Origin of the sequence: Rhizobium pantanalense (assembly GCF_030182525.1) — a bacterium.
Classification (GTDB): Bacteria; Pseudomonadota; Alphaproteobacteria; order Rhizobiales; family Rhizobiaceae; genus Rhizobium.
The window spans coordinates 298190-324362 of the sequence record NZ_JAQJCH010000003.1 but is presented as its reverse complement, the minus strand read 5'-3'; the positions used below and the strand labels follow the sequence as shown (position 1 = coordinate 324362).

General features: G+C 60.9%; 30 protein-coding genes and 1 pseudogene. 14 read left to right on the top strand and 17 right to left on the bottom strand.

The window, feature by feature from the left end; translation table 11 throughout:
• Positions 1-2: 2 nt before the first annotated feature.
• Entirely contained in the window at positions 3-695 is a 693-nt protein-coding gene (locus PH558_RS11025; protein ID WP_015338534.1) for a glutathione S-transferase family protein, read from the bottom strand.
• Positions 696-846: 151 nt separating this feature from the next.
• Here PH558_RS11025 and PH558_RS11020 point away from each other — a divergent pair, with 151 nt between their 5' ends.
• Positions 847-1644: an undecaprenyl-diphosphate phosphatase gene (locus tag PH558_RS11020; RefSeq protein ID WP_285204185.1), complete on the top strand. Its 798-nt coding sequence runs from the start codon at positions 847-849 to the stop codon at positions 1642-1644.
• 67 nt (positions 1645-1711) lie between these two features.
• On the opposite strand, the gene PH558_RS11015 is transcribed toward PH558_RS11020, so the two are convergent.
• From PH558_RS11015 to dnaN, 7 genes are all read right to left on the bottom strand, one after another.
• Entirely contained in the window at positions 1712-1876 is a 165-nt protein-coding gene (locus PH558_RS11015) for a hypothetical protein (protein ID WP_047628464.1), read from the bottom strand.
• 288 nt (positions 1877-2164) lie between these two features.
• The gene (locus PH558_RS11010; protein ID WP_095433731.1) at positions 2165-3145 is read right to left on the bottom strand and encodes a complex I NDUFA9 subunit family protein; all 981 of its coding nucleotides are present in this window, start codon (positions 3143-3145) and stop codon (positions 2165-2167) included.
• A gap of 112 nt (positions 3146-3257) precedes the next feature.
• Positions 3258-3545, bottom strand: a complete 288-nt coding sequence (locus PH558_RS11005; protein WP_075856622.1) for a DUF1330 domain-containing protein — start codon at positions 3543-3545, stop codon at positions 3258-3260.
• Positions 3546-3572: 27 nt separating this feature from the next.
• Positions 3573-4265 carry an orotidine-5'-phosphate decarboxylase gene (gene pyrF / locus PH558_RS11000; RefSeq protein WP_095433732.1) on the bottom strand — a complete coding sequence of 231 codons (693 nt, stop codon included), beginning with the start codon at positions 4263-4265 and terminating at the stop codon, positions 3573-3575.
• Position 4266: 1 nt separating this feature from the next.
• Positions 4267-4854, bottom strand: a complete 588-nt coding sequence (locus tag PH558_RS10995) for a histidine phosphatase family protein (RefSeq protein WP_095433733.1) — start codon at positions 4852-4854, stop codon at positions 4267-4269.
• Between the two features lie 19 nt (positions 4855-4873).
• Entirely contained in the window at positions 4874-5467 is a 594-nt protein-coding gene (pmtA, locus tag PH558_RS10990) for a phospholipid N-methyltransferase PmtA (protein ID WP_095433734.1), read from the bottom strand.
• Positions 5468-5629: 162 nt separating this feature from the next.
• Entirely contained in the window at positions 5630-6748 is a 1119-nt protein-coding gene (dnaN, locus tag PH558_RS10985; RefSeq protein ID WP_095433735.1) for a DNA polymerase III subunit beta, read from the bottom strand.
• Positions 6749-7000: 252 nt separating this feature from the next.
• Between dnaN and rsmI the strand changes: the two genes are divergently transcribed.
• From rsmI to PH558_RS10955, 6 genes are all read left to right on the top strand, one after another.
• Complete coding sequence (gene rsmI / locus PH558_RS10980) at positions 7001-7909, top strand: 16S rRNA (cytidine(1402)-2'-O)-methyltransferase (RefSeq protein WP_285204181.1); 909 nt, start codon at positions 7001-7003, stop codon at positions 7907-7909.
• Entirely contained in the window at positions 7902-8282 is a 381-nt protein-coding gene (locus tag PH558_RS10975; RefSeq protein ID WP_285204179.1) for a YraN family protein, read from the top strand. Before rsmI ends, PH558_RS10975 begins: the two co-directional genes overlap by 8 nt.
• Positions 8283-8382: 100 nt before the next feature.
• Complete coding sequence (locus tag PH558_RS10970) at positions 8383-9378, top strand: endonuclease/exonuclease/phosphatase family protein (RefSeq protein ID WP_285204177.1); 996 nt, start codon at positions 8383-8385, stop codon at positions 9376-9378.
• Between the two features lie 98 nt (positions 9379-9476).
• Positions 9477-9980: a cupin domain-containing protein gene (locus tag PH558_RS10965; protein WP_095433739.1), complete on the top strand. Its 504-nt coding sequence runs from the start codon at positions 9477-9479 to the stop codon at positions 9978-9980.
• A 90-nt stretch (positions 9981-10070) separates the two neighbouring features.
• Complete coding sequence (gshB, locus tag PH558_RS10960; RefSeq protein WP_095433740.1) at positions 10071-11018, top strand: glutathione synthase; 948 nt, start codon at positions 10071-10073, stop codon at positions 11016-11018.
• Positions 11019-11211: 193 nt separating this feature from the next.
• Positions 11212-12744 carry a YifB family Mg chelatase-like AAA ATPase gene (locus tag PH558_RS10955; RefSeq protein WP_113406786.1) on the top strand — a complete coding sequence of 511 codons (1533 nt, stop codon included), beginning with the start codon at positions 11212-11214 and terminating at the stop codon, positions 12742-12744.
• A 97-nt stretch (positions 12745-12841) separates the two neighbouring features.
• On the opposite strand, the gene cysK is transcribed toward PH558_RS10955, so the two are convergent.
• Both cysK and PH558_RS10945 read right to left on the bottom strand, forming a co-directional pair.
• A complete protein-coding gene (gene cysK, locus PH558_RS10950) occupies positions 12842-13810 on the bottom strand; it encodes a cysteine synthase A (RefSeq protein WP_069611084.1) in 969 nt (322 codons plus the stop codon).
• A gap of 135 nt (positions 13811-13945) precedes the next feature.
• Positions 13946-14568 (bottom strand): annotated as a pseudogene (locus PH558_RS10945) (LysE family translocator).
• A gap of 123 nt (positions 14569-14691) precedes the next feature.
• On the opposite strand from PH558_RS10945, the gene PH558_RS10940 reads away from it, so the two are divergent.
• Genes PH558_RS10940 through PH558_RS10930 form a run of 3 tightly spaced genes read left to right on the top strand, consistent with a single transcriptional unit; the run spans position 14692 to position 16531 of the window.
• On the top strand, positions 14692-15249 hold the full coding sequence (locus PH558_RS10940; protein ID WP_285204172.1) for a cysteine hydrolase family protein: 558 nt from the start codon (positions 14692-14694) through the stop codon (positions 15247-15249).
• 23 nt (positions 15250-15272) lie between these two features.
• Positions 15273-15905, top strand: coding sequence for a LysE family translocator (locus PH558_RS10935; RefSeq protein WP_095433743.1), 633 nt, complete (start codon positions 15273-15275; stop codon positions 15903-15905).
• Complete coding sequence (locus PH558_RS10930) at positions 15905-16531, top strand: hypothetical protein (RefSeq protein WP_095433744.1); 627 nt, start codon at positions 15905-15907, stop codon at positions 16529-16531. Before PH558_RS10935 ends, PH558_RS10930 begins: the two co-directional genes overlap by 1 nt.
• A gap of 2 nt (positions 16532-16533) precedes the next feature.
• On the opposite strand, the gene PH558_RS10925 is transcribed toward PH558_RS10930, so the two are convergent.
• Positions 16534-16836, bottom strand: a complete 303-nt coding sequence (locus PH558_RS10925) for an NIPSNAP family protein (RefSeq protein WP_113231803.1) — start codon at positions 16834-16836, stop codon at positions 16534-16536.
• Entirely contained in the window at positions 16833-17747 is a 915-nt protein-coding gene (locus PH558_RS10920; protein ID WP_095433745.1) for a DMT family transporter, read from the bottom strand. The genes PH558_RS10925 and PH558_RS10920 overlap by 4 nt, the downstream gene beginning before the upstream one ends.
• A 108-nt stretch (positions 17748-17855) precedes the next feature.
• On the opposite strand from PH558_RS10920, the gene PH558_RS10915 reads away from it, so the two are divergent.
• Positions 17856-18320, top strand: a complete 465-nt coding sequence (locus PH558_RS10915; RefSeq protein WP_285204167.1) for an Lrp/AsnC family transcriptional regulator — start codon at positions 17856-17858, stop codon at positions 18318-18320.
• On the opposite strand, the gene PH558_RS10910 is transcribed toward PH558_RS10915, so the two are convergent.
• Positions 18317-19210 (bottom strand): GNAT family N-acetyltransferase, encoded by an 894-nt coding sequence (locus PH558_RS10910; RefSeq protein ID WP_113406782.1) that lies wholly within the window; start codon positions 19208-19210, stop codon positions 18317-18319. The two genes, PH558_RS10915 and PH558_RS10910, sit on opposite strands and share 4 nt — an antisense overlap.
• The gene (gene dut, locus PH558_RS10905) at positions 19210-19680 is read right to left on the bottom strand and encodes a dUTP diphosphatase (RefSeq protein ID WP_095433748.1); all 471 of its coding nucleotides are present in this window, start codon (positions 19678-19680) and stop codon (positions 19210-19212) included. The genes PH558_RS10910 and dut overlap by 1 nt, the downstream gene beginning before the upstream one ends.
• A 91-nt stretch (positions 19681-19771) precedes the next feature.
• Between dut and PH558_RS10900 the strand changes: the two genes are divergently transcribed.
• The gene (locus tag PH558_RS10900) at positions 19772-21355 is read left to right on the top strand and encodes a peptide chain release factor 3 (protein ID WP_095433749.1); all 1584 of its coding nucleotides are present in this window, start codon (positions 19772-19774) and stop codon (positions 21353-21355) included.
• Between the two features lie 50 nt (positions 21356-21405).
• Here the strand turns inward: PH558_RS10900 and PH558_RS10895 are convergent, their stop codons facing one another.
• Both PH558_RS10895 and PH558_RS10890 read right to left on the bottom strand, forming a co-directional pair.
• Complete coding sequence (locus PH558_RS10895; RefSeq protein ID WP_285204159.1) at positions 21406-22233, bottom strand: helix-turn-helix domain-containing protein; 828 nt, start codon at positions 22231-22233, stop codon at positions 21406-21408.
• Positions 22234-22301: 68 nt separating this feature from the next.
• Positions 22302-22694, bottom strand: coding sequence for a nuclear transport factor 2 family protein (locus PH558_RS10890; RefSeq protein ID WP_285204152.1), 393 nt, complete (start codon positions 22692-22694; stop codon positions 22302-22304).
• A 303-nt stretch (positions 22695-22997) separates the two neighbouring features.
• Between PH558_RS10890 and PH558_RS10885 the strand changes: the two genes are divergently transcribed.
• Together PH558_RS10885 and tsaA are read left to right on the top strand one after the other, a co-directional pair.
• Positions 22998-24023: an ABC transporter substrate-binding protein gene (locus tag PH558_RS10885; RefSeq protein ID WP_285204148.1), complete on the top strand. Its 1026-nt coding sequence runs from the start codon at positions 22998-23000 to the stop codon at positions 24021-24023.
• 23 nt (positions 24024-24046) lie between these two features.
• Positions 24047-24571 (top strand): tRNA (N6-threonylcarbamoyladenosine(37)-N6)-methyltransferase TrmO, encoded by a 525-nt coding sequence (gene tsaA, locus PH558_RS10880; protein ID WP_285204147.1) that lies wholly within the window; start codon positions 24047-24049, stop codon positions 24569-24571.
• A 71-nt stretch (positions 24572-24642) separates the two neighbouring features.
• On the opposite strand, the gene betC is transcribed toward tsaA, so the two are convergent.
• Complete coding sequence (gene betC / locus PH558_RS10875) at positions 24643-26157, bottom strand: choline-sulfatase (protein ID WP_285204146.1); 1515 nt, start codon at positions 26155-26157, stop codon at positions 24643-24645.
• Between the last annotated feature and the right edge of the window lie 16 nt (positions 26158-26173).

Sequence of the window (26173 nt, the reverse complement as noted above, 5' to 3'; positions counted from 1 at the left end):
CGTCAGAAATCCAGATCGGCGTAGTGCGAGACCGGAGTGACACCGCGCACACGCTCCGCCAGGATCGGCCGGAAGGAAGGACGCGACTTCAGCCGTTGATACCATTCCTTGGCAACAGGCGATTCCGTCCAGTCGATCTCGCCCAGATAATCTAGCACGGAAACCGAGGCCGCGGCGGCGAGATCGGCGTAGCTCAGCCGCTCGCCGGCCAGCCACTGCCGAGAGCCCGCGAGCCAGGAGAGATACTTCATGTGCTGGCGGATATTGCCGCGCGCCATGCGCATGACCTTGGAATCAGGCGCACCGCCGCCCTGCTCGGCGGTCATCTGCAGCTTGAAGACGCGCTCGCGCGTCAGTGGCCGCGTTACATCCTGCTCCATCTTCTGCATGAACCATTCCGTCAGCCGGCGGATTTCGGCGCGCTGGAACGGATCTTCGGCCAGAAGCCGGCGATCGCGCTTCAGAACGCCATGTGTCTCGTCGAGATATTCGGAAATGACCGAAGCGCCGCAGAGCGCCCGCATGCTGTCATCGACATAGACAGGCAGGGTGCCAGCCGGGTTCAGCGCCAGGAAATCGCGTCGCTTTTCCCAGGTCTGTTCCTCGATCAGCTCCGTCTGATAGCCATATTCCGTCAGGATCAGACGAACGAACCGGGAGGAAGATGACATTGGGTGATGATACAGCGTCGGCATTGGTACTCGGGTGTTTCTGATTGATGCTATGGAAGTCTTTTGGGTCGCGATCCTGCGGCCCTAGTCATTTGTCATCGGTTGAAGCTATAGGATCTTGGCCTAGTTTGCACAAGCGAATCGGGCCGCCCTGCCGTTAGACAAAGGACACGATATGGCTGAACAAATTGTTATCGCGCTGGTTTTAGGCCTTGTAGAGGGGCTTACGGAGTTCATTCCGGTCTCCTCGACAGGCCATCTGATATTGCTTGGACATTTTCTCGGCTTCAAATCGGCCGGTACTTTTGAAGTTTTGATCCAGCTCGGCGCGATCCTCGCCATTCTGCTTGTCTATTTCAATCGTCTTGTCCAGATCGCCAAGGCGCTGCCCGTCAGCGTCAAGGCCCGCCACTTCGTTCTCGCCGTCCTATTCGGCTTTCTGCCTGCTGCCGTCATCGGCGCACTGGCGCATGATTTCATCAAGACGGTGCTGTTCGATTCGCCGAAAGTCATCTGTATCTCGCTGATCCTCGGCGGCATCGTCCTGCTCGTCATTGACAGGATCGAGTTCAAGCCGAAATATACCAGCGCCTATGAATTTTCCTGGCCGATGGCGGTCAAGATCGGCTTCTTTCAGTGCCTGGCCATGATTCCGGGAACGTCACGCTCCGGTTCCACCATCGTCGGCGCTCTGCTGCTCGGTGCCGACAAGCGTTCGGCCGCCGAGTTTTCCTTCTTTCTCGCCATGCCGACGATGGTCGGTGCCTTCACGCTGGATTTGTGGAAGAGCCGCCATGATCTCAGTTTCGCCGATGGTCAGCTGATCGTCATCGGCTTTTTCATGGCCTTCATCTCGGCGCTCTTCGTCGTGCGGGCGCTGCTCGACTTCGTATCCCGCCGTGGCTACGCTCCCTTCGCATGGTGGCGCATTGCCGTCGGCGCAATCGGTCTCATCGGTCTCTATTTCGGCTGAGACCGATCGTCGGTGCTGATATCCTGAAAAGTGAAGGCCGGTGAAAACCGGCCTTTTTCATACCCGATCAGTTCGGGGAAGACGCATCGATGGAACCCGTCGTGCAGGGGTCGACGCCGTAGGTCGGCGCACATTCGCCCTTGATCGAGGCGATGCTGCCGCGGGCCACGAAGGAGCCTGCGAGAATCACCAGTGCCGCGCACGCAAACAGAAGCGCGATAGACTTGCCCATCGAAGAATGCCTTTCCGCAGAAGTGTGAAGCGCGCCACGGACCGGTTTGTTGTCCAAGCCTGGGACGCGCGGCTGTGTTAGTCAGTGAGATGAGCAATAGCAATAAATGTTCATATTAAATTTGACGTTAATGCTACTATTTCCACACTGCGTCTTTTGAGCAACGCCAAGCTGTGAATGGCGGGGCTCTGCCAGCGTCTCAAAGTGCGATTCTGTCTTCGCGGGGCAATAAAAAACGCCGCTCGGCGAAGCCGGGCGGCGCGTGAATTTCCTGGAACGGCCGAATCGTCAGGCGGCTTTGCCAGAGCCCGTGAACTGGCCCTGCGGGCGGTAACGCACCAGATAGGACGGCAGCACGGAAACGAGCAGCGTCGGCAGCAGGCCGATGCCCTTCAAGGTGCGTCCTTCTGCTTCCGCCTGCTTGGAAACGACATTGTCGCTCTTCAGCAGCGTGACCTGATCGGCCGTGATTGGCGGTTTGATGAGCGGCACCAGCGACGCGACCGAGCCGATCAGCGAAGCCAGGCCGAACGGAATGGAGACGAGCGACTTCTTCCGGTTGATGACCGAAAGCGTGGTCTCGAGACATTCGCGGAAGGACAGCACTTCCGGACCGCCGAGCTCATAGATCGTGCCGGCCTTCAGTTTACCGTCGACGCTGCGGGCGACGGTCTCGGCGATGTCCTGAACGTAGACTGGCTGGAACTTCGTCTTGCCGCCGCCGATCAGCGGCAGGAAGGGTGCGGTGCGGGACATGTCGGCAAATTTATTGAAGAAATCATCTTCAGGGCCGAAGACGATCGAGGGGCGCAGGATCACCGCATCGGGCTTGATCGACAGGACGGCGGCTTCGGCGCGAGCCTTGGTGCGGGCATAGGCCGAGGGCGAGTTGGCATCAGCGCTGAGGGAAGAAATATGCGTCAGCGAAGCGCCCGCATTGCGGGCGGCTTCCGCAATCGCCTTGGCGCCGAATTCCTGCACGGCGTCGAACGTGTTGCGGCCGCTTTCGGCGAGGATGCCGACGCAGTTGACGACATGCTGAGCGCCTTCGACGGCGCGGTCGATGGAGTTACGGTAGCGCACATTGGCCTGGACGATCGAAATCTGGCCGAGATTGCCGAGTGGCTGCAGGAAACCGGCAAGATCGGGGCGGCGAACAGCGACACGGATGCGATAGCCGCGCTTGGCAAGCGCACGCACGGTGTGTCGCCCGATGAAACCTGATCCTCCGAACACGGTGACGAGCGGCGGGAGGTTGGACAGGGTCATGGCAGGCTCCTCGAAAGGCTTTGATTGGGCTTATCTGGTTTCGTCTTAGCCGATCCGCGCGCCGAGGTGAAGTGCCATCGCGCTGCATTGCAGCGTCGGCTTTTCAATGGGGTTAAACCCCTTCGACGACGACCATTTCCGCGTCTGCCACCTGTTGCCGGATTTTGGCCGCGATCTGGTATTCCGGCGAATTGTAGCAATCGACGGCGTGCTGCAGCGATGGAAATTCGATGACGACGTTGCGGCCGCGCGCCTGTCCCTCAAGCGGGGTAAACGCTCCGCCGCGTGCAAGGAAATTCGCGCCGTATTTCTCGAAGGCGGGCTTCGCGGCGGCGACATAATCCTTGTAGCGCTCGGGGTCGCGGACATCCACGCGCGCGATCCAATATCCCTTTGGCATGTTTTCCTCCCTGATTGTTGTCGTGGTTTAGAGCGCGGCGTCCATTTCGGCGAGGATGGCGCGAGCGGCCTCCTTCGGATCGGCGGCCTTGACGATTGGCCGTGCGACGACGAGATGGCTCGAGCCGGCCTTGATGGCCGCGGCCGGCGTCATAACGCGCTTCTGGTCGCCCTTGTCGCTGCCGGCCGGGCGGATGCCGGGGGTCACCAGCGCCATATCCGGCCCTATGATCTTGCGGACGGCGGCTGACTCTTCGGCCGAGCAGACAATGCCGCCCATGCCGGCCAGATGCGCCTGTTCGGCCCGGCGCAGCACCAGCGTGTGCGGGTCATATTCATAACCGGCGGCGATGAGATCGCCTTCGTCCATCGAGGTCAGCACGGTGACGCCAAGCAGGCAGAGGTCTGAGCCCTTGGCCGCTTCGACTGCCGCCTTCATGGCTTTCGGATAGGCGTGCAGCGTCAGCATCGACATGCCCATCTTGACGATATTCTCCACGCCGGAGGCCACCGTATTGTCGATGTCGAGCAGCTTCATATCGAGGAAGATCTTCTTGCCGCTGGCGGCAAGGTCGCGCGCGAATTCCAGGCCGCCGGCAAAGGCGAGCTGATAGCCGATCTTGTAATAAAGGATATCGTCGCCGAGGGCGCCGACCACTTTTTCGGCCTCCTGAAGGTTTGGAACATCCAGTCCAACGATCAAGCGGTCGCGTGCGGTCATATCAAGCCCATCCCATCCAATCTTCCATGCGTGTCCAGTCGCATGAGACGGCGCGCTTCGCAAGATCGAAACAGAAAAGATTGCCGCCCCCTGGCGGCTGATCGCCCTGCCGCGCAATCGGCTTCCCCTCCAGATGGCATTTCAGCAGCGTGCCGACGCCGCCATGGCCGACGAAGGCGATCGGCGCGTTCGGATCGTGCCGCGCAAGAACGGCCTCGACATTGGAAACGATCCTCGCCTGCGCATCGATGGCGCGCTCCCAGCCCTTGAAGCTCTCATTCGGGTTGGCGAAAAACCAGTCCGCCGCCTTCTCAAACTCCGGCGGCGCCAGAAAGCCTGTGGCACTGCGGTCGTTTTCATGCATGGCCTCGATGACCTCGATCGGCGCACCGCTTGCCGTCGCCAGAGCCTCGGCTGTTTCGATCGCCTTGCGCTCGCCGCTGGAGACGATGAGGCTCAGCTTGCCCGCCCAGGGTCGGCTCGCCGCCAGCCGCACCCGCTCGGCGCCAATGTCGGACAAGCCCCATTGCGGCACCGGCACATTCGGGTCGATCCGCACCTGCGGGTGCGTAATATAAAGAGCGTACATGGATTTCTCAGCGATTGTCTCAGCCGCGGCTATAGACCCAGAGCTGGGCCGGCGGAATGTTGCGGACGATGAAGTCGTAATGGCGGATATGATAGCGATCCGGCTTGGCGATGATCGGTGAGACCGGGCCGTAGGAGATCTGCACCACGGGTCTGCCGGGCGGCATGCGGTCCAGCAGGCTTTCCAGCAATGCGACGCGCGCCTTCATCGGGAAATTGAGGAGAGGAATGCCTGAGACGACGGAATCGAACGTCTGTCCGCGCAGCACGCCAAGCGTCTTATCGAGGTCGAAGGCGTCGCCATTGATGAAATTGACGCCGGGGTAACGACGGACGAGATGATTGTAGAAATCGGTGGAATATTCGATGGCGACGAGATTTTGCGGCTCGACGCCACGTCCGAGGATCGCCTTGGTGATCGCCCCGGTTCCCGGCCCAAGCTCCAGCACCGGCAGGCCGGATTGCGTATTGATGACGCTAGCCATCTTGCGGGCCGTGATCGACGAAGTAGGAACGATCGACCCCACGGTCTTCGGCCCTTGCATCATGCCCTTGAAGAAACGAATCTCCTCGTCGAACTTCTTGCCAAGCCGTTCCTTGAGACGCAGCGCCATGCTCTCCCCCCAATCAGATGTTACCGTCGCGACTTACATATCGCTTCTCTAGGATCTTGCAACGGAATGACGCAATAACAAGAGAAAATGTCGCAATCGACAAAGGACCAAATAAAAGCGCCCCTGTGCCGATTAAACGCACGAAAGGGCGCTTTAGTTTCGCTATACGCGCATAGGCATCAGCACATAAAGCGCATCGTCGCCGGCCGTGTCGCGAATGAGCGTCGGCGATCCGGCATCGGCCAGCAGGAATATGGCTGCATCGCCGGAAAGCTGCGCGGTGATGTCGAGGAGATACTTGGCGTTGAAGCCGATTTCCATCGGGTCCATCTCGTAGCCGACGGCGACTTCTTCCGTCGCACTGCCCGAATCCGGATTGTTGACGGTCAGCAGCAGCTGGCCATCGGATAAGGCCAGCTTCACGGCCCGGCCACGCTCCGAAGAAATGGTCGACACGCGGTCGACAGCCTGGGCAAAGGTCTCGCAATCGACCCGCATTTCCTTGTCGTTGTTGGCCGGAATAACGCGTTGATAGTCCGGGAAGGTGCCGTCGATCAGCTTGGAGGTCATGACGATGGAGCCGATGGTCAGACGGATCTTGGCGTCGGAGACTTCGACGGTGACGATCGCATCCGGCGTGTCCACGAGCTTCTGCAGCTCGCCGACTGTCTTGCGCGGGATGATGATGCCGGGCATGCCTTCGGAGCCGGAAGGGGCGCTGACATCGGCGCGTGCCAGGCGGTGGCCGTCTGTGGCGACAGCCCTGAGCTTCAGGTCGCCGCCGCTTTCGATCGTATGGAAGAAGATGCCGTTGAGGTAGTAGCGCGTCTCTTCGGTGGAGATCGCAAACTGCGTCCGGTCGATCAGCATCTTCAGATCCGAAGCCTTCAGCTTGAAGGAATGGCTGAAGCTGCCGGCAGTGAGATCCGGGAAATCGGATTCCGGCAGGCATTGCAGCGAGAATTTCGAGCGCCCGGAGGCGACCGTCATCGAGCTGCCATCGGTGTTGGTGGCGAGAAGCACTTCCGAGCCGTCGGGAAGCTTGCGCACGATATCGTAGAGCAAATGCGCGGGAACCGTGGTGGCGCCGGCCTGTTCGACATTGGCGGGCGTTGCCTCGGTGATTTCGAGATCGAGGTCGGTCGCCTTCATGTCGAGGTTCGTGCCGTCGGCCTTGAGCAGCACGTTGGACAGGATCGGGATCGTGTTGCGACGCTCGACCACGCGATGCACGTGGTTCAGCGACTTCAGGAGGTTCGACCGCTCTATTGTAATACGCATGGATGCTACCGCTTTCGACCGTGACTAGCCGGGCGGCCCGAGGCGCCCGAGCGACATGTTTTCGGACAAGGCCCGAAAGATTGGACAGGCAACTTGGCAGACTTCTCCATCCGAATGCAAGAGGCATAGATGATTTGCCCAGCGCCAATTCGCCATTTCGACGGCAATGCTCCACAGGAATTGCACCGCCCTTGCCGTCCGTGCGCGCCTCGCCCATAAAGGCTGTGAATACGAAGCGAATTCAGGACCGGCATGAACGAAGACCAATCAGGCAGCGGAGCGCGCAGTTTCCGTCTGCATAACAATCAGATCCCGGCCCGCCCTCTTGAACCGGCGCTCTATCTCGTAGCGACGCCGATTGGCAATCTCGGCGATATCACCTTGCGGGCGCTGGAGACGTTGGCTGGTGCCGATGTGCTCGCCTGCGAGGATACGCGCGTGACGCGCGTCCTGCTCGATCGCTACGGCATCCAGAACAAGCCCTATGCCTATCACGAATACAATGCCGATGAGGCAGGCCCCCGGCTGCTACAAGCTCTGGAAGCCGGCCGATCGGTGGCGCTGGTCTCCGATGCCGGCACGCCGCTCGTCTCCGATCCTGGTTACCGTCTTGCAGTGCAGGCGATCGAAGCGGGCTATAAGGTCGTTCCCATTCCAGGCGCCTCCGCGCCGCTGGCGGCGCTTGTCGGTTCCGGCCTGCCGAACGATGCCTTCTTCTTTGCCGGTTTCCTGCCCGCCAAGGACAAGGGCCGGCGTGATCGGCTGGCCGAGCTTGCCGGCATACCCGCGACCCTCATTTTCTTTGGATCGCCGCATCGCATCGCCGCGACCCTTGCCGCCGCTGCCGATGTGCTGGGGGGCGAGCGTGCCGGCGCGGTCTGCCGCGAGCTGACGAAAACCTTCGAGGAATTCCGTCGCGGCACGCTCTCCGAACTCGCCGCATTCTATGATGTCGTTGAGAACGTGAAGGGCGAGATCGTCTGGCTCGCCGGGCCGCCAACTGAAAGCGTTGCGGCGGAGGCCGATGTCGATGCCATTCTCGCCGATCTCTCAGGGACGATGCCGACCGCCAAGGCGGCAACGGAGGCTGCGCGCTTGACCGGCTTGCCGCGCAAGGAGCTTTACCAGCGCCTGCTCGACATGAAGGAGCGCCATGGCTGATACGAAGTCCGGGTCTGGCGAGAAGCTGAAGCGGCAAAAAGCCTGGCGTCGTGGCCATGTGGCCGAATATCTCGCCGCCGCCTTCCTGATGCTCAAAGGCTATCGCATCCTGGCGATCCGCCACCGCACCAAGCTTGGTGAGATCGATATCGTCGCCCGCAAGGGCAATCTCGCTATCTTCGTCGAGGTCAAATCGAGGCGAGGGGCGCAGGAGGCGATCGATGCTGTTTCCTTCTCGTCGCAAAATCGCATCCGTGCTGCGAGCGACCTGTGGCTCGCCCGACAGCCCGATTTTGCCCGCCTATCGCAACGCTATGACATCGTCGCCATGCTACCCGGCCGCTGGCCGCAGCATTTTCCGGATGCGTTTTGAACACGGCGTTACAGGACCGTCACAAAATCAGCCTATTGCCGGACGGATAAGCGTTCGCGACTTCCGCCGCGCTCACAATGCTATTTCGACAGGCTTCACTATGATCCGCAACACCGTTTCCGTATTCACCGTTCCCTCGCAGGAAGAGCGTAAGAGTTTTATTTCACTCGAAAAGACCGCGGCCATCCATGCGGAAAAACTTGCATCGCTTGCCTGCATGAATGCTGTGCGCATAGGCGGGGCGGATGCCAAGATCGAGGCTCTGTCCTTTCCATTTACGGTCGCTGCCTGGAATCTCGAGCGCTGCCTGTTTCCCGAGGAAAGTGCGGCCAAGCTGCGGGAAACCGCTGCGCCGCTGATCCTGCTGTCGGAAATGGATCTGGGCATGGCCCGCATAGAGCAGCGCGATCCGACCGCGATCATCGCCGGTGAGCTCGGCATGAAGCATGCCTATGGCGTCGAGTTTCTCGAACTCAGTCTTGGCTCGGAAATCGAGCGCTCCTACTGCCGCGACGATTTCAACGAGAAGGGCTTTCATGGCAACGCATTGATGGCCTCCGTCGCCCTGAAGGATGCTTTCATGATCCGCCTGCCCGGCGAGGCTGTCTGGTTCAACGACAGCAACGAGCAGCCGCGCATAGGCGACCGCTGTGCCGTTGGCGCCGTCGTCGAGACCGAGGCTGGCCCCATGGTGGCCGTTTCGATTCACCTCGAAAGTGTTGCGACCGCTGCCTATCGCGAGCGGCAGTTGGCGGCTTTGATCGATGCCGTTGAAGCTTTAGCGCCGGGCCTGCCGATCCTGATCGGCGGCGATCTCAACACCGGCAATCACACCGGCGGCGATTATACGACCGATACGCTCTTCGCCATGGCCGAAGGCCGAGGCTTCGAGTGCCATGGCGGACCGCTCGATCAGACGAGCACGCGCCCGAGCCTGATCACGCGTTTCCCTGATCGCGCCATGAAGCTCGACTGGTTCATCACCCGCGGCTTGAAGATCGGCGAAAGCCATCTTGTTTCCTCCCTCAACGGAGAAGGCAAGCCGCTCTCCGACCACGACATGGTCGTCTGCACAATCGAAGGTTTCTCCGCCTGATCGCTGCAATCGTTAAAATGCGCTCGGTTTCATGAACTTTGCCCTTACCCGTTCCATGCGATGAGATCACAGACGCACATGGAATTTTGGGGGATTGCATGGTCTTGAAACTGATGTTGGCGAGCATGGCGGCCTTTGCCACCCGTGCCGCGCCGATCGTCCTCGCGATGCCACAGTCGAAGAGCTTTGTGGCAGGCGCCAGCAACGAAATGGAAATGAAGCCGTCGCCGATCGAACCCTCCTGGGTTTTGTCCGGTAATCCGGTTGCCCGCATCGCCGAGCACTCGCGCGGGCAGGACGATGCCGCAATGACGGCGCTGTGGGATTGCACCGCTGGCGAGTTCCGCTGGTATTTCGGCTGGGACGAAACGGTGATGATCCTCGAAGGCGAGGTGCATATCACCACGGAAGACGGCGTCGAGCGGACGCTCAGCGCCGGCGATGTCGCTTATTTTGCCGGCGGCACTTGGGCGACATGGCGCATCGATCGCTATCTGCGCAAGGTTGCCTTTCTGCGCAAGCCGTTCCCGAAGCCTCTGACCATGGCTTATCGCCTGCGCAACTTCGTCCGTCAGGGCGGCGCACAAGGCCTTGCTGCCTAAGCGGGCCACTTGAAAGAAGCCATTGAATAGCCGTTGCGTTTGCATGCGGGCCGACCTACATCTGTCCGCAAATTCGAGCGAGGGTTGACTATGGCTGGTATCAAGAATGTTGCGGTCCAGATGGACCATGTGAAAAGCATCAACATTGCGGGTGACTCCACCTTCGCCATGAGCCTCGAGGCGCAGAACCGGGGCTACAAGCTCTTCCACTATACGCCGGAGCGGCTGAGCATGCGCGACGGCAAGATCTATGCCTCCGTCGAGCCGATGATCCTGCGCGATGTCAAGGGCGATCACTTCGAGCTCGGCGAACCCGAGCGCGTCGATCTCTCCACCATGGACGTGGTGCTGCTGCGCCAGGACCCGCCCTTCGACATGGCCTATATCACCTCGACGCATCTGCTCGAGCGCATCCACCCGAAGACGCTCGTCGTCAACGATCCGGCCTGGGTGCGCAATTCGCCGGAAAAGATCTTCGTCACCGAATTCGCCGATCTCATGCCGAAGACACTGATCACCCGCGATCCGGCTGAAATCCGTCGTTTCCGCGATGAGATGGGCGACATCATCCTGAAGCCGCTTTACGGCAATGGCGGCGCCGGCGTCTTCCACTCGACGCGTGACGACCGCAATCTCTCGTCTCTCCTCGAAATGTTCGGTCAGCTCTTCCGCGAACCCTTCATCGCCCAGCAATATCTGCCCGACGTGCGCAAGGGCGACAAGCGCATCATCCTCGTCGATGGCGAGGCTGTCGGCGCGATCAACCGCGTGCCGGCCGAGCATGACGCCCGCTCCAACATGCATGTCGGCGGTCGCGCCGAAGCGACCGAGCTGACGGCGCGCGAGAAGGAAATCTGCGAGCGCATTGGACCGGCCCTGAAGGAGCGCGGCTTCCTGCTCGTCGGCATCGACGTCATCGGCGACTATATGACCGAGATCAACGTGACGTCGCCGACCGGCATCCGGGAAGTCAAGCGCTTCGGCGGCGCCGATATCGCCAGCCTGCTCTGGGATGCGATCGAAGCCAAGCGAGCCTGATCGGCAGTTCCCGCCACGCTTTCAGTTGAATGATCTATTCACCCCCAACATATCGATGATTTCGACATGTTGGGGGTGAATTTTTTGTTCGTTTATTGTTCTTGTTTCATTCCTTGTCTTGTGTCAGATTGCAACCCGAAGTTTGCTGATCGGGGCACGTACGGCAAACGGCTTCGGTGACAGGGGATAGGGTATGGTGGCGCGCGTCAGTACGGTGGCGTTTCAGGGCATTGAGGGCGTACCCGTCGAAGTGCAGGTGATGATCGCGCCGGGCAAGGTGCTGATGCATATCGTCGGTCTGCCGGACAAGGCGGTGGCCGAGAGCCGGGAACGGGTTCAGGCGGCGCTGCACGCCTCCGGCCTTGCTTTGCCGCCGAAGAAGGTCACCGTCAATCTCGCGCCGGCGGACCTGCCCAAGGAGGGCAGCCACTTCGATCTTGCGATCGCGCTCGGCCTGATGGCGGCGCTCGGCGCGATCCCCGCCGATGCCCTGTCGTCCTACACCGTCATCGGCGAACTCAATCTCGACGGTACGATCGCGCCCGTTGCCGGTGCGCTTCCCGCCGCGATCGCCGCCAATGCCATGGGCAAGGGGCTGATCTGCCCGGCCGAAAGCGGACCGGAAGCGGCCTGGGCCGGCAAGGAGATCGATATTCTGGCGCCGCGCAGCCTGATCGCGCTCGCCAACCACTTTCGCGGCACGCAGGTCCTGTCGCGGCCGGAGCCATCCGTTCGCGCCGGTGCCGCCAATCTGCCTGACCTCGCCGATATCAAGGGCCAGGAAAGCGCCAAGCGCGCCCTGGAAGTGGCGGCCGCCGGCGGCCATAATCTGCTTTTCGTCGGGCCTCCCGGCTCCGGCAAGTCGATGCTCGCCTCGCGCCTGCCGTCGATCCTGCCGCCCTTGTCGACGAATGAACTGCTGGAAGTGTCGATGATCCATTCGATCGCCGGTCAGCTTTCCGGCGGCAAGCTCTCGGACCGGCGGCCTTATCGCGCGCCGCATCATTCCGCCACTATGGCGGCGCTCGTCGGTGGCGGCTTTCGCGCTCGGCCAGGCGAAGTGTCGCTCGCCCACCACGGCATTCTGTTCCTTGACGAACTACCGGAGTTTTCCCCGCAGGCGCTCGATGCGCTGCGCCAACCGCTGGAAACCGGCGAATGCATCATCGCCAGAGCGAACCACCGTGTCTCCTATCCGGCCGGCATCCAGCTCGTGGCGGCGATGAACCCCTGCCGCTGCGGCATGGCCGGAGAGCCGGGTCACACCTGCGCCCGCGGGCCGCGCTGCGCTTCCGATTATCAGGGCCGTATTTCCGGACCGTTGCTCGATCGTATCGATATCCGCATCGACGTGCCGGCGGTCTCCGCCGCCGACCTGATCCGGCCGACAGCCTCGGAAAGCAGTGCCGATGTCGCGCTCCGCGTCGCCCGTGCCCGCGAACGGCAGCGGGAGCGCTTCGAACGAGCCGGCATGAAGGATGTCAGCACCAACGCCCGCTGCTCGACCGCGATGATCGAAACCATCGCCGAACCGGATGCCGCCGGCCTGCAATTGCTGCGCGACGCGGCCGAGAAGATGAAATTCTCCGCCCGCGGCTATCATCGCATTCTCAAGGTCGCACGAACACTTGCCGATCTCGACGACAAATCGACCGTCGGACGCATCCACCTTGCCGAAGCCATCTCCTATCGCATCGCCGGAGAGCGGCTGACCGCGCACGCCTGACAATTCGAGACTCTGCTGCACCCGATCGTCTCCAGCCTGCCTAAATGAAAAAAGGGGCGCCGCAGCACCCCTTTCCCAATTAGTTGCTGCCGTTGGTTCAGCCTCCAAGACCCTCGAATAGCGCCGTCGAAAGGTAGCGCTCGGCGAAGGACGGTATGACAACGACGATGGTCTTGCCTTCGTTTTCGGGACGCTGGCCGATCTTGATAGCCGCCGTGAGCGCCGCGCCGGAGGAAATACCGACCGGCACGCCTTCGAGCTTGGCGACGAGCCGGGCTTGCTGAAACGCCTCGTCATTGCTGACGGTGACTACCTCGTCATAGACATGCGTATCGAGAACCTTCGGCGCGAAGCCGGCGCCGATGCCCTGAATCTTGTGGGGGCCGGGATTGCCGCCGGACAGAACCGGCGAATCCGCCGGCTCGACGGCGATGACCTTGATGTCGGGCTTGCGGGCCTTCAGCACCTGGCCGACACCGGTGATCGTACCGCCGGTGCCGATACCGGAAACGAAGATATCGACCTTGCCTTCGGTGTCGTTCCAGATTTCCTCGGCCGTCGTTTTGCGATGAATTTCGGGATTGGCGGGATTTTCGAACTGCTGCGGAATGATCGCATCCGGCAGCGAGGCGGCCAGCTCTTCCGCCTTGGCGATCGCGCCCTTCATGCCCTTCGGCCCCTCGGTCAGCACCAGCTCGGCGCCGAGCAGCGCCAGCATCTTGCGGCGCTCGATCGACATGGTCTCTGGCATGGTGAGGATAAGGCGATAACCCTTGGCGGCGGCCGCAAAGGCGAGCGCAATGCCCGTGTTGCCCGAGGTTGGCTCGATCAGCACGGACCGGCCGGGAGCGATCTTGCCCTGGGCTTCCAGGCTCTCGATCATGGCGACGCCGATACGGTCCTTGACGGAAGCGATCGGATTGAAGAACTCGAGCTTTGCCAGGATGTTGGCCTTGACGCCCTTCTCCTTCGCCAGCTTGTCGAGGCGGACGAGCGGCGTATCGCCAATGGTCTCGGTGATCGAGGCATAGACGCGGCCGCGGCCGGGTTTGCGGGTGTCGGACATGGGTAGCTCTCCCTATATTGGATTATGCAACGACAATAGGATCAAATGCGCGCGGAAACCAGAGTGCGCACCCGTTCCCTGCATGAAGCGCGTGAGAAAAGAATCCTCCAACTGCCTTCTTTGGGAATGTTTTTTTCAGGCGGCGCGCGCGGCGATGAAGGCGGCGGTGGTGGCGAGGATGCTGGCGGCGACCCGGTTCAGGATCTGCAGCGCCCTCGGCTTCTTGAGAAAGGTGCGCGCCCGCGACGCCAGCAGCATATAGGGCACCAGAACGATCAGAAGGACGATGAAAGTTGCCGCCACCAGCGTCGCATATTCGCGCAGCCCGATGCTGCCGATATCGATCAGGGTCGGCACCAGCGCAACATAGAAAAGCATGGTCTTGGGGTTGCCGAGCGTGACAAGCAGGCCGGAGAGGAAGGACATGCCGGCGCTGTTCGATTTCTTCGCGGCGATGTCGGCCGCAAGCAGGCCTGCTGTCCAGAGCTTCCAGGCGATATAGCCGAGATAAAGCGCACCGGCGATCTTGATAACGATGAAGACCTCGGTGAAGGTCTGCGCCACGAAGGCAAGCCCGAGGATGACGGCCGTCAGGTAAATCGTGTCGCCGAGCACAAGGCCGAGACCCATGAAGAAGGTCTGCGAAAGCCCGAGCCGAGGGCGCGCGCCACGATTGCCGTGATGCCTGGACCGGGAATGGCCGCCGCGACGAAGGGCGCGCCGCAATAGGCGAGCAGGGATGCGAGCGTCAAGGCCATTTCCTCCTCTGATGGTGTCTGCTCTATCGCACCACCTTTGCGTTTTCAAGCGATTGCGCCGATGCTGCGAACATATTACCAAGGCATTAACGGCGCGTCGCAACTGCTTTGCACAAGGATACCATGTCTTCCGCATTGCTCCTGATCGATCTTCAGAACTCCATCCTGACCGGCCTTGCCACGCCGGAGCGTCAGCCCGTGATAGATGCCGCATTGGAGGGGGTTGTCACCAGGCTGGCGGCGCTGAAGCACAAGGCGCGTGCCGCCGGCATTCCGGCCTTCATCATCCAGCATGATGGCACGCCAGGGCATCGCCTGGCAAAACGCAGCGAAGGTTGGCAGCTGCGCCGGGAAATCGCGCCGGAAGCCGGCGATGTCGTCGTGCATAAGACGAGCTGTGATTCCTTCTTCGAGACGGATCTGGAGGCGAAGCTACGAGCGCGCGGCGTCACTCATCTCATCGTCGGCGGCTGCATGACGCAGTTCTGCGTCGATACGACCTTGCGGCGCGCCGTTTCGCTCGGCTTTGACATCTCGCTGATATCGGACGGCCACACGACTGCGGATATGGGTCGGCTGAGCTTCGAAGAGATTGTCACCCATCACAATATGCTGCTTGACGGCTTCGATGCCGGGCCGCATGAAATCAAGCTGGTCGCATCCACCGAAATCTCCTTCTGAAGCCCTTTCCCGCCGGAGCCTCCATGCCGCATCTGACCAGTATCATCACCTTTGCCCTGATCGCCGTCGGAATGGTGGTGACGCCCGGGCCGAACATGATTTATCTGGTGTCGCGATCGATCTCGCAGGGGCCGGCGGCGGGACTGATCTCGCTCGGCGGCGTGGCACTCGGCTTCGTCTTCTATATGCTTTCGGCCGCGCTCGGCATTACGGCCTTCCTGTTCGCCGTGCCCTTTGCCTATGACGCGCTGCGTCTCGTCGGCGCGGCCTATCTCGCCTGGCTTGCCTGGAATGCCTTGAAGCCGGGTGGCCGTTCCGCCTTTCAGGTCCGCGATCTTCCAAAAGATGGGCCGCGTAAACTCTTCGCTATGGGTCTGGTGACCAGCCTGCTGAACCCGAAGGTCGCGGTCCTCTATCTTTCACTGCTGCCGCAGTTCATTGATCCCGCTAACGGCAGCGTCTTCAGCCAATCCGTCATTTTCGGCTTTACCCATATTGCCGTCAGCCTGACGCTCAACTCCATCTTCGCGCTGACGGCCGGCTCCGTCGCGCTGTTCTTCTCAAGCCGCCCGTCCTTCATGCTGGTGCAACGCTGGCTGATGGGCACGGTGCTGGCTGGGCTCGCCGTGCGCATGGCTTTCGAGGCGCAGCGTTGATGCGGAGCGTTTTGCCGCCACTTGCCGCCAGCCTTCTGGCACTCGCATCGTTCTGGAGCGCTGCTGCGGCGGCGGAGACGGGTACGCAGACGATCGTCTTCATGCGCCATGGCGAAAAGCCCGAAGCGGGTCTTGGCCAATTGAGCTGTCAGGGCCTCAACCGGGCGCTGGCTTTGCCACCAGTGCTGACAAAACTCTTCGGCAAGCCGTCGGCGATCTTTGCGCCTGATCCATCGAAACGAAAGGAAGATTCCGGTGCTTCCTACGATTATATCCGGCCGCTCGCGACTATCGAGCCGACGGCGATCGCCCTTGGAATGCCTGTCGATACCAGTTTCGGCTATGAGGATATCGATGATCTGAAAGCCGAGCTGAAGAAGCCTGCCTATGCCGGCAAGCTGATCTTCGTCGCCTGGGAGCATAAGCAGATCGTCGATCTCGCCCGCCAACTGATGAGCGAGAATGGTGGCGATGAAGAAGAGGTGCCGAAATGGCATGGCAAGGATTTCGACAGCCTCTACGTGCTGCGCATCGGCGGGGCTAAGGCCGGATCAGGCGCGACCTTCGAGAAGATGGCCGAAGGCCTCGATGGTCGCTCCGATATCTGCCCGAATCCGGCTAAATAACCTCAGAATACCGGCCGCATGAAGCTGCGCTCGTAGCTGATGATGCAGCGCGTTTCCTCGCCATAGGCAAGCGCGGCCTGGCATTCCGCATCCTCGGGTATTTTGAGCCGATATTCCTCATAGGCGGCCAGGCTCGGAAAGCTGAAGAGCGCCAAGGCGATGTTATTGGCGCCTTCATGCGGCATGAAATAGCCGTGATGCGTGCCGCCCATCCGGTTGACCAGCGGAATCCAGAGCTTGGCGTAATGTTCGAACTGGGCAAGCTTATAAGGGTCGATGACGTAGCGAAGATAGCAGGTGATCATTCGGCAGCCCCCTTGGAAAGATGGTGATTTCTATTCCAGGGCAGGGGGATCGTCCATCCCAGATTCATGCCGGCCGCAGCCGCGAGGATGATGATCGCGCCGAGGATTTGCGCGATGCTGAGCACATGGCCGAAGGCGAAGCGATCTACCAAGATGGCGGCGATCGGATAGACGAAGGAGAGCGCGCCGGTCAGGTGCGTCGGCAGCTTCTGGATGGCGCCATAGAGCAGCACATACATCAACCCGGTATGCACGATGCCCATGGTAACGAGGATCGACCATCCCCCGACATCCTGGGGTGCGGCCGAGAAATTGGTAAAGGGTGCCAGCATCAGGATACCGGTCGAAACCTGAATGAGCGCGATCAGGTGCGGCGGCGTGCCCTTCAACCATTTGGCGGCGATCGCTGCCAGCGCATAGAAAAAGGCCGCGCCCAGCGAAAACAGGATACCGATTGCGTAGCTTCCGCCACCTGCTGCCTCCGCCGGCTTGCCTTCGACGATCACGGCCATGCCGACAAAGGCGAGACCCAGCCAGAAGAGCTTGGTGAAGGTGATCCGTTCGCCGAGGAACAACGCGCCGAGACCCAGCAGCATGAAGGGCTGTGTGTTGTAGACGGTCGTGGCGATGGAAATGGAGGCGTGGGAATAGGCCGCGAAAAGCAGCAGCCAGTTGAGTACGATGGCGATCCCGCCACCGACGGCGATGGAAAATGTCTTCAGATTGAGGATGCCGGGGCGGAGCAGGCCCATGGCCCCGCAGATGACGAGCAGCGTCAGCGCGCCGAAGAAGCAGCGCCAGAAGACGACGCCGGTCACGGGCTGCCCAGACATCAGCACGAACCAGCCGATCGTGCCTGAAATCAGCATCGCCGCCGTCATTTCCACCGTGCCGCGTTTAATCTCGTTCATTGCCTTTGCTCCCATCTATCTGCACCAATCATATTGCGGTACCGGAGGTGGTGATATAGATTTAGTAAGGCAAAAATGCTGAACGACCTAAATAAATGAGGTCTTATTATGGGTGTTCCTAACGCGAGCCTGGGTCTGGATGAGATCGATCAGCGGATGCTGGAGGCGCTGGCGCGCAATGCCCGCATATCGCTGAAGGAGCTGGCGGAAGCGGCCAGCCTGTCTTCGCCGAGTGCGGCGGAGCGGCTGCGGCGGCTGGAGGAGCGCGGCATCATCTCGGCCTTCACCGTCGATATCGCGCCGGAAGCAATCGGCTATCCCCTGCAGGCGATCGTCCGCATCCGGCCTCTGCCTGGCCAGCTGCATGTCGTCGAGCGCATCATTCAGGAGACGCCGGAGTTCATCGAATGCGACAAGGTGACCGGCGACGATTGCTTCATCGGGCGTCTAGTGGTGCGGTCAATGAGCGAGCTCGACGGCATCCTGGACAGGATCACCGAGAGGGCGGAGACGAACACATCGATGATAAAGGCGACACCGGTCAAGCGCCGGCTGCCGCCGCTTTCCCACTAAAATTCCGCCATGGGCGAGAGCATGAGCGGCCCGGCAATATCGTCTGCCGCTTTGCCGCGCGCCATCAGCCTCGTGTAACCCTCGTAGAGCTGCAGCGATACCTGGCAATCCAGCCGATCCGGAGAAAAGCAGATCTCGATGCGATCGGGTTCGATATCAAGCGCGGAGACGATGGTCGCCAGCGAAGGGATCGCCATTGACACGACATCGAGAAGCCAGAGAGTCGCGCCGTCAAACGTCCATGCGATGACCACTTCATCCCCAAGCGCCGTCAGGCGAATCGCGGAGTTGAAGGAGGCATTCAGCAGAAACATCTCCATCTGCCTGACAACGGAAAATTGGGCGGAGACAGACTGCCGGTTTTGCAACAGCGTCTTGATCAGGCGGAGATCGTCAGGCACTTCAATAGAGAGTTGCCGGGCAGTCGAGCCGGCTTTTTCAAGCTTCGGCATTCCTGCAACGAAGACATGCTGCGGCAGAATGCGAAAGCCGTAACGCTCATAAAGCGCAGGCTTGTCGGTGAGCAGGAGATCGAGTTCGTAGCCCTCCGCCGCAGTGTGGGCAAAGGCGCGCTGCATGAGGTCGCGATAGAGGCCGCGCCCGCGCCATTCCGGCCGCACCGCGCCGGACTGATATCCCGCCGCCCTGACGGCACGGCCGTTGACGATCAGCGGCATGGAGAAGGCGGTGAAATTGGCGATGCAACGGCCATCGGCATCGAAATAGCCAAACGGCATGCTTGTGGGATCGGGGCCGCCCAATCGATCCTGAATGCTGACGTCGATGGAGAACGTATCTTCAAGCAGGCCGACAAGACCCTTCCACGCAGCTGGATCGCCGAAATAGTCCTGTCGTAATGTCAGGCCATGCGTCTGGGTACTCTCCGACATCACACGCCGGTCGACCCGAACCCGCCTGCGCCGCGCGTGGTTTCGCTGATCTCCGCAATCTCGGCGATACGCACCTGCATGACTGGCGCTATGACCATCTGCGCGATGCGCATGCCGCGGGTGATCTCGAACGGCTCTTCGCTGAGGTTGGCCAGCAGCACCTTCACTTCGCCGCGATAGTCGCTGTCAACCGTGCCGGGCGAGTTCAGGCAGGTAATCCCATGCTTGAAGGCAAGCCCTGAACGCGGGCGGATCTGCGCCTCGAAGCCTTCAGGAACTTCGAAAACAAAGCCCGTTGGAACGAGAACCCGAGTCCACGGTGCGATCGTCAGCGTCGCACCGTCGTCGATGGCAGCGCGTAGGTCCATACCGGCCGCGCCCTTGGTTTCGTAGGCGGGCAGTTCCAGACCCTCCCCATGCGGCAGGCGGATGAGGTTCAGGGTCGGAGTGATATCGGTGTGAATGGTCATGCGGCAATAGTTTGCGTTCGAAAGCCGGAGGTCAATTGCATTTGGGGCTTTGAGTCGCTAGATACGGCCGCAATTCACAGGATTCATACGCATGGCCGAAAGTCTCGCCGAGGCGGTCTCCCGCCGCCGCACATTCGCTATTATCGCTCACCCGGACGCGGGCAAGACGACGCTCACCGAAAAGCTGCTGCTGTTCGGCGGCGCCATTCAGCTTGCCGGCGAAGTCAAGGCGAAGAAGGATCGCATGCAGACGCGCTCCGACTGGATGAAGATCGAGCGCGAGCGCGGTATCTCGGTCGTGACCTCCGTCATGACCTTCGAGTATGAAGGCAACGTCTTCAACATCCTCGATACGCCCGGTCACGAAGACTTCGCCGACGACACCTATCGTACGCTGACGGCCGTCGATGCCGCCGTCATGGTCATCGACGCCGCCAAGGGTATCGAGCCGCGAACGCTGAAGCTGTTCGAAGTCTGCCGCATGCGCGACATCCCGATCATCACCTTCATCAACAAGATGGACCGCGAAAGCCGCGATCCCTTCGAAATCCTCGATGAAGTCGAAGAGAAGCTGGCGCTGGATACGGCTCCGGTCACCTGGCCGATCGGCCGCTCCAAGACTTTCTGCGGCTCCTACCATCTGGCTGACAATACGGTGCGCGGTTCCGATACCGAGGTCGAGGCGACCAAGGTAAATGGTCCGCAGGCGGTCGCCGACCGGCTGCCGGAAAACGAGCGCCAGGCCTTTATCGACGAGACGGAACTGGCAATTGAAGCCTGCCGCCCCTTCGACCGGGACTCCTTCCTCGAAGGTCACATGACGCCGGTCTTCTTCGGCTCGGCGCTGCGCAACTTCGGTGTTCGCGACCTCATCAACGCGCTCGGCGCATTCGCGCCGCCGCCGCGCGATCAGGTCGCCGATATCAGGACGGTTCACGCCACCGACGACAAGATGACGGCCTTCGTCTTCAAGATCCAGGCCAACATGGACCCGAACCATCGCGACCGTATCGCTTTCGCCCGCATCTGCTCCGGCAAGCTGGAGCGCGGCATGAAGGCCCGGCTGTCGCGTACCGGCAAGCAGCTCGGCCTCACCGCGCCGCAGTTCTTCTTCGCCTCGCAGCGCCAGCTCGCCGATACCGCCTATGCCGGCGATGTCGTCGGTATTCCGAACCATGGCACGCTGCGCATCGGTGATACGCTGACGGAAGGCGAATCCCTGGTCTTCCAGGGCGTGCCGAACTTCTCGCCGGAAATCCTGCGCCGCGTTCGCCTTGAAGATGCGATGAAGGCGAAGAAGCTCAAGGAAGCGCTGCAGCAGATGGCCGAAGAAGGCGTCGTGCAGCTCTTCTCGCCGGAAGACGGTTCGCCCGCTATCGTCGGCGTCGTCGGCGCCCTGCAGCTCGACGTGCTGAAGGAGCGGCTGATGGCCGAATACGGCCTGCCGGTTTCCTTCGAAATGTCGCGCTTCTCGGTGTGCCGCTGGATCTCGGCCGACCAACCCGCCGATCTCGAAAAGTTCGTCACGGCACGCCGCGGCGATATCGCCCGCGATCTCGATGGCGATCCGGTCTTCCTCGCGCAGGACGGCTTCTCGCTGCGTTATGAAGCAGAACGTTATCCGGCTATCAAGATGGTCGCGATCAAGGAATATCACGCCGTCAAGGCGGCCTGATATCGGGGACATTGCAGCCACAGGCAACCGCCCTGTGGCTCATAATGCTACTATCGCGCTGCTGTATTTATCAGCTCCGCGTAGCGCGCCTCGGTGACGTCATCCAGCGGAAACATGCATTCGACCCGCAGCTCCTGCGTCGTAATCATCTGCGCGGTTCCAACCGTCGTCACCAGTGAGAAAAATCTTAGAACTTGCCCGTCCTTCACGAAGGACAAAGGAATCAGCGGCGCATTCTCGATCGCCGGCGATGTCTGCCATTCGGCATTCACATCTGGATAGGCGAGCAGGCTATCGATAAGCGCATTCGTCCGTACGTCGATGACGCGGCCGACGGACTCGCGGAAAACACGCCCCATAAGGCTTTCCGCAGTCTTCTCCCAATCCGCAATGAAAGGCCGCATGCCCGAGGGGTCGAACATGAGATGCAAGAGATTGCGCGGTTTCGGACGTGCGGCCATATCGGTGAAGTGGCCGAAGAAGCGAAGCGTTGCATCGTTGGACATCAGTACATTCCAGTAGCGATCCATCACGACGGCTGGGAATGGCTCGTGCTGACGCAGCATGCGTTTCAGCGCATTGGTGACGCCCTGCATCTCCTGATCATCGAAGCTTCCTTCGGAATAGATCGGCGCATAGCCGGCGGCGAGCAACAGCGTGTTGCGCTCGCGGAACGGCACGTCCAGGGCATCGGCGAGACGCAACACATTCTGGCGACCAGGCGTGCTCCTGCCGCTTTCGATAAAGCTGATCTGGCGCTGCGAGATGCCGGTGTCGAGCGAAAGCTCGAGCTGGCTCTTGCCGCGCGTGTCGCGCCATGCGCGCAGCTGCGGTCCCAACTCGTTCGACAATCTCGGTTCGGCGCGAAGGGAACTCATTCTGTAAAACCTCGCTTCGTTCGTTTGGTGTGGCGGGGCCGTATGGGCAGCCCCGGCAGCTTCAGTTGTTATGAGAAAGCGACCGGCCCGACCGAGCCGTACCAATGGCGCACTTTCGTCGGGTCTGCCTCATCCATGTAGAAAAAGTGCGTCATAACCGGTTTGACCACCGCTTGGGTGTGGTCATTGGGGGTCATGGTCACGGTTCCGCGGAACACCTTCAACGATCCGGCGTCCCAATATTCGGTGACATCATGCAATGCCGTGAAACCGGTGTCGATGAGCGCGCGCAAGTTCCGGCGAATGGTTTCGCGCCCCTTCCAGTCGGCGATGCCGAGATTGCATGTGGCGTCTTCCGCAAGGCAATCAAAGCCTTCGCCGAAGGTCTTGTCGTCGATTTCGCGCCAGAAGGCGAGCAGCCATTGCGGGGCTTCTTTTTTGGTGAATGACATGGTCGTCATGGATTTCTCCTGAGCCTGCCTTGGAATGATGTCGTGGCCATCGACGCCATGCCGGGCAAAGGCTCTCTTTCGTTGAAGGGCTGAAAAGCTCTTCCTGCAAGAAGATGGTCCTTGGATACTCCACAGCAAACGCTGCGCTCAATTACATGCGATGTAATGAGAGCCTGCCAATCAAGCCTCAAGCTGACATGATCGGTTCGGATGCGTTTCATTTTGGAATAGTGTCATCGCGATGTTCCATCCGATATAGCGCTATGCCATAGTGCCGCCCCGAGGTCCCCTCGATCGGAACGAGCAGCTTTCATGATGAAATTTCTTGCGGTTCTTGCTCTGGCCGTTGTCGGCCTGATGCCAGTCGCAGCCGAGGCGCGAATCATTGCCGATGCGGCCGGACGCACGGTGTCCGTGCCTGATAAAATCAACCGCATTCTGGTGGCCGGGCCGCCGGCAACCGCTTTGGTCTACGTGCTGGCGCCCGAAAAACTGGTGGGTTGGGTTCATGCGCCGGATGATGCCGCCAAGGCCTATCTGATGCCGTCGGTGCGGTCGCTGCCGACAGTTGGCCGTTTGACCGGCAAGGATGGCGCAATCAGTTCGCAGGCGGTCATCGACGCCAAGCCTGATATCATCCTCGATGCCGGCACGGTCGATCCGACCTACAAGGCTCTGGCTGACAAGGTACAGTCCGACACGCATATTCCCTATGTCCTTATCGACGGCAGCTTCGCCCGCACCGCAGATACGCTGCGTGATGTCGGCGCACTGATCGGTGTCGAGGACCGTGCCAACAAGCTGGCCGATTACGCCGATACGGCGATCAAGGACCTGAACGAAAAGCTCGCGACATTGCCGAACGACCCGCGCCCGCGCGTCTATTACGGCCGTGGTGCCGATGGCTTGGAAACCGGGCTTTCCGGCTCGATCAATCTGGAAATCCTCGATGCCGTCGGCACGATGAATGTCGCTGCCGCTGCCGGCAAGGGTGGACTTGCCAAGGTGACCGTACAGCAGGTCGTCGGCTGGAACCCGGATATCATCATCGCCGAGAGCCCGGCTTTCGCCGCTTCGGTGAAAAGCGATCCGCAATGGGCTGGGATCAAGGCCGTCAAGGACGGCAAGATCTTCGTGCCGCCGTCTCTGCCTTTCGGCTGGTTCGATTCGCCGCCCGGCGTCAACCGGCTGCTCGGCGTGCGCTGGATAGAGAAGTTGCTCTATCCGAAGCTCTTCCGCAGCGATTTTTCCGAGGATGTAAAGGAATTCTACAAGCTGTTCTACCAGGTCGATCTGACCGACGATCAGCTGGCGGCATTGCTGAAGGGCATGAAGTAACCACTCTGATAAGGAAGGCGTTCATGGTCCGGGAGAACGAAATTCGCGAAAACGAAGTGGCTGTCGAGCCGCCCGCAGCCTCGGATGCCGGCCTTACCTTCATCGGCCGCATTTCGACACCCTGGACATCGCGCATGGAAACGCCGCGTCAGGGTCGCCATGACGGCCCGGTCTGCCGGATCGAGATCTTCGAGCCCTGGGTGGCCGCGTTGAAGGGCGTCGAAGTCTTCGAGCGGCTGGAGGTTCTTTATTGGCTGGATCGGTCTCGCCGCGATCTCGTGCTGCAAAGCCCCGCCAATAGTGGCAAGGCGCACGGTACTTTTTCGCTGCGCTCGCCCGTTCGGCCCAATCCCATCGGCACCTCTATCGTCAAATTGGAGGCTATCGAGGGTGCCGTGCTATTGGTGCGCGGGCTCGATTGTCTTGATGGTACGCCGCTACTCGACCTGAAGCCCGATCGCACCCTGTTCAAACCGATCGCGCCGCCGCAGTCCGGAGACTTCCAGACCGGCGACGGCGAGACGGCGCATTACTGCCAGAAGGCGTAAAGCATGATTCAAAAGTGCCTAGCGCTTTTTGAATAAGATCATGCCGGCGATGGACCACGAAATCCGTTGCCCTATTCGCCGCGTGGATAGCGCTGATTTTCCTCTAGCACGTTCAGATCCATATGGTTGCGCATGTAGCGCTCCGATGCCTTCTGCAGCGGCTGATAGTCCCAGGGATAATAGGCGCCGTTGCGAAGCGCCGTGTAGACAACCCATCGCCGTGCCTGGCTTTCACGCACGGCAGCATCAAAGCTCGCGAGGTTCCAGCGCGCCATGGCCTGCGCCGTCAGTGTATTCAGCGTCTCTGCATAGGCCGGGTTGCCGGCCAGATTGGTCAGCTCTTTCGGATCCTCCCTGAGGTCGAAGAGCATGGGTGGGTCCTTCTCGCAAAGGGTCAGCTTGTAATTGCCGTCGCGTAAGGCCACCAGCGGCGCTTCCGAGCCTTCCGCGGCATATTCCATCGGCACGGGACTGCGGCCTCCGGTTCCAAGAGCCAGCGGGGTCAGATCCTCGCCGTCGGTCCAGCGTCGTAGCGATGCGATGTCGATCCCGGCAAGGGCGGCGAGCGTCGGCGTCACGTCGAGCGTCGACGCGGGCTGGTCGATAAGCTTCGGTTGCCAGCCAGGAGCTGCGATCATCAGCGGCACGCGGGCCGAGCCCTCGAAGAAGTTCATCTTGAACCAAAGGCCGCGCTCGCCGAGCATGTCGCCGTGGTCGGAGACGAAGAGGATGATGGTGTTGTCGGCCATGCGGCCGCGCTCGAGCGTGTCCAATATCTCGCCGATCTTCTCGTCGACATAGGAGATGTTGGCGAAATAGCCGCGGCGTGCCCGGCGGATCTGCTCCGGCGTGATGTCGAAGGCGGTGTGGTCGCAGGCCTTCATCAGCCGCTGCGAATGCGGGTCTTGTTGCTCGAAGGGAATTTCGCCGACTTGCGGGTCGAGCGCCGGGCAATCCTCATAGAGATCCCAGAAGCGCCGGCGCGCGACATAGGGGTCGTGCGGATGCGTGAAGCTGACGGTCAGGCACCAGGGCCTTTCGTCTTGGCGCCGGGAGAGATCGTAGAGCTTGCGGGTCGCGTGATAGGCAACCTCGTCGTCATATTCCATCTGGTTGGTGATCTCGGCGACACCGGCTCCGGTGACCGAACCGAGATTGTGATACCACCAGTCGATGCGCTCGCCGGGCTTTGTATAATCCGGCGTCCAGCCGAAATCGGCGGGGTAGATGTCTGTGGTCAGCCGCTCCTCGAAGCCGTGCATCTGGTCCGGGCCGACGAAATGCATCTTGCCGGAGAGCGCCGTCTGATAGCCGGCGGCGCGCAGGTGGTGGGCGAAAGTCGGAATGTCCGAGCAGAATTCGGCGGCGTTGTCATAGACGCGCGTGCGGCTCGGCAGCTGCCCGGACATGAAGGAGGCGCGTGCCGGCGCGCAGAGCGGGCTTGCCGTATAGCTGTTGGCAAAGCGCACGGAACGCTTCGCCAGAGCCTTCAGGACCGGCGCATGCAGGAACTCGGCCGGGCCGTCGGGAAAGAACGTCCCGTTGAACTGATCGACCATGAGGATGAGAATATTCGGGCGGGACATGCGGATGTCTTTCTTG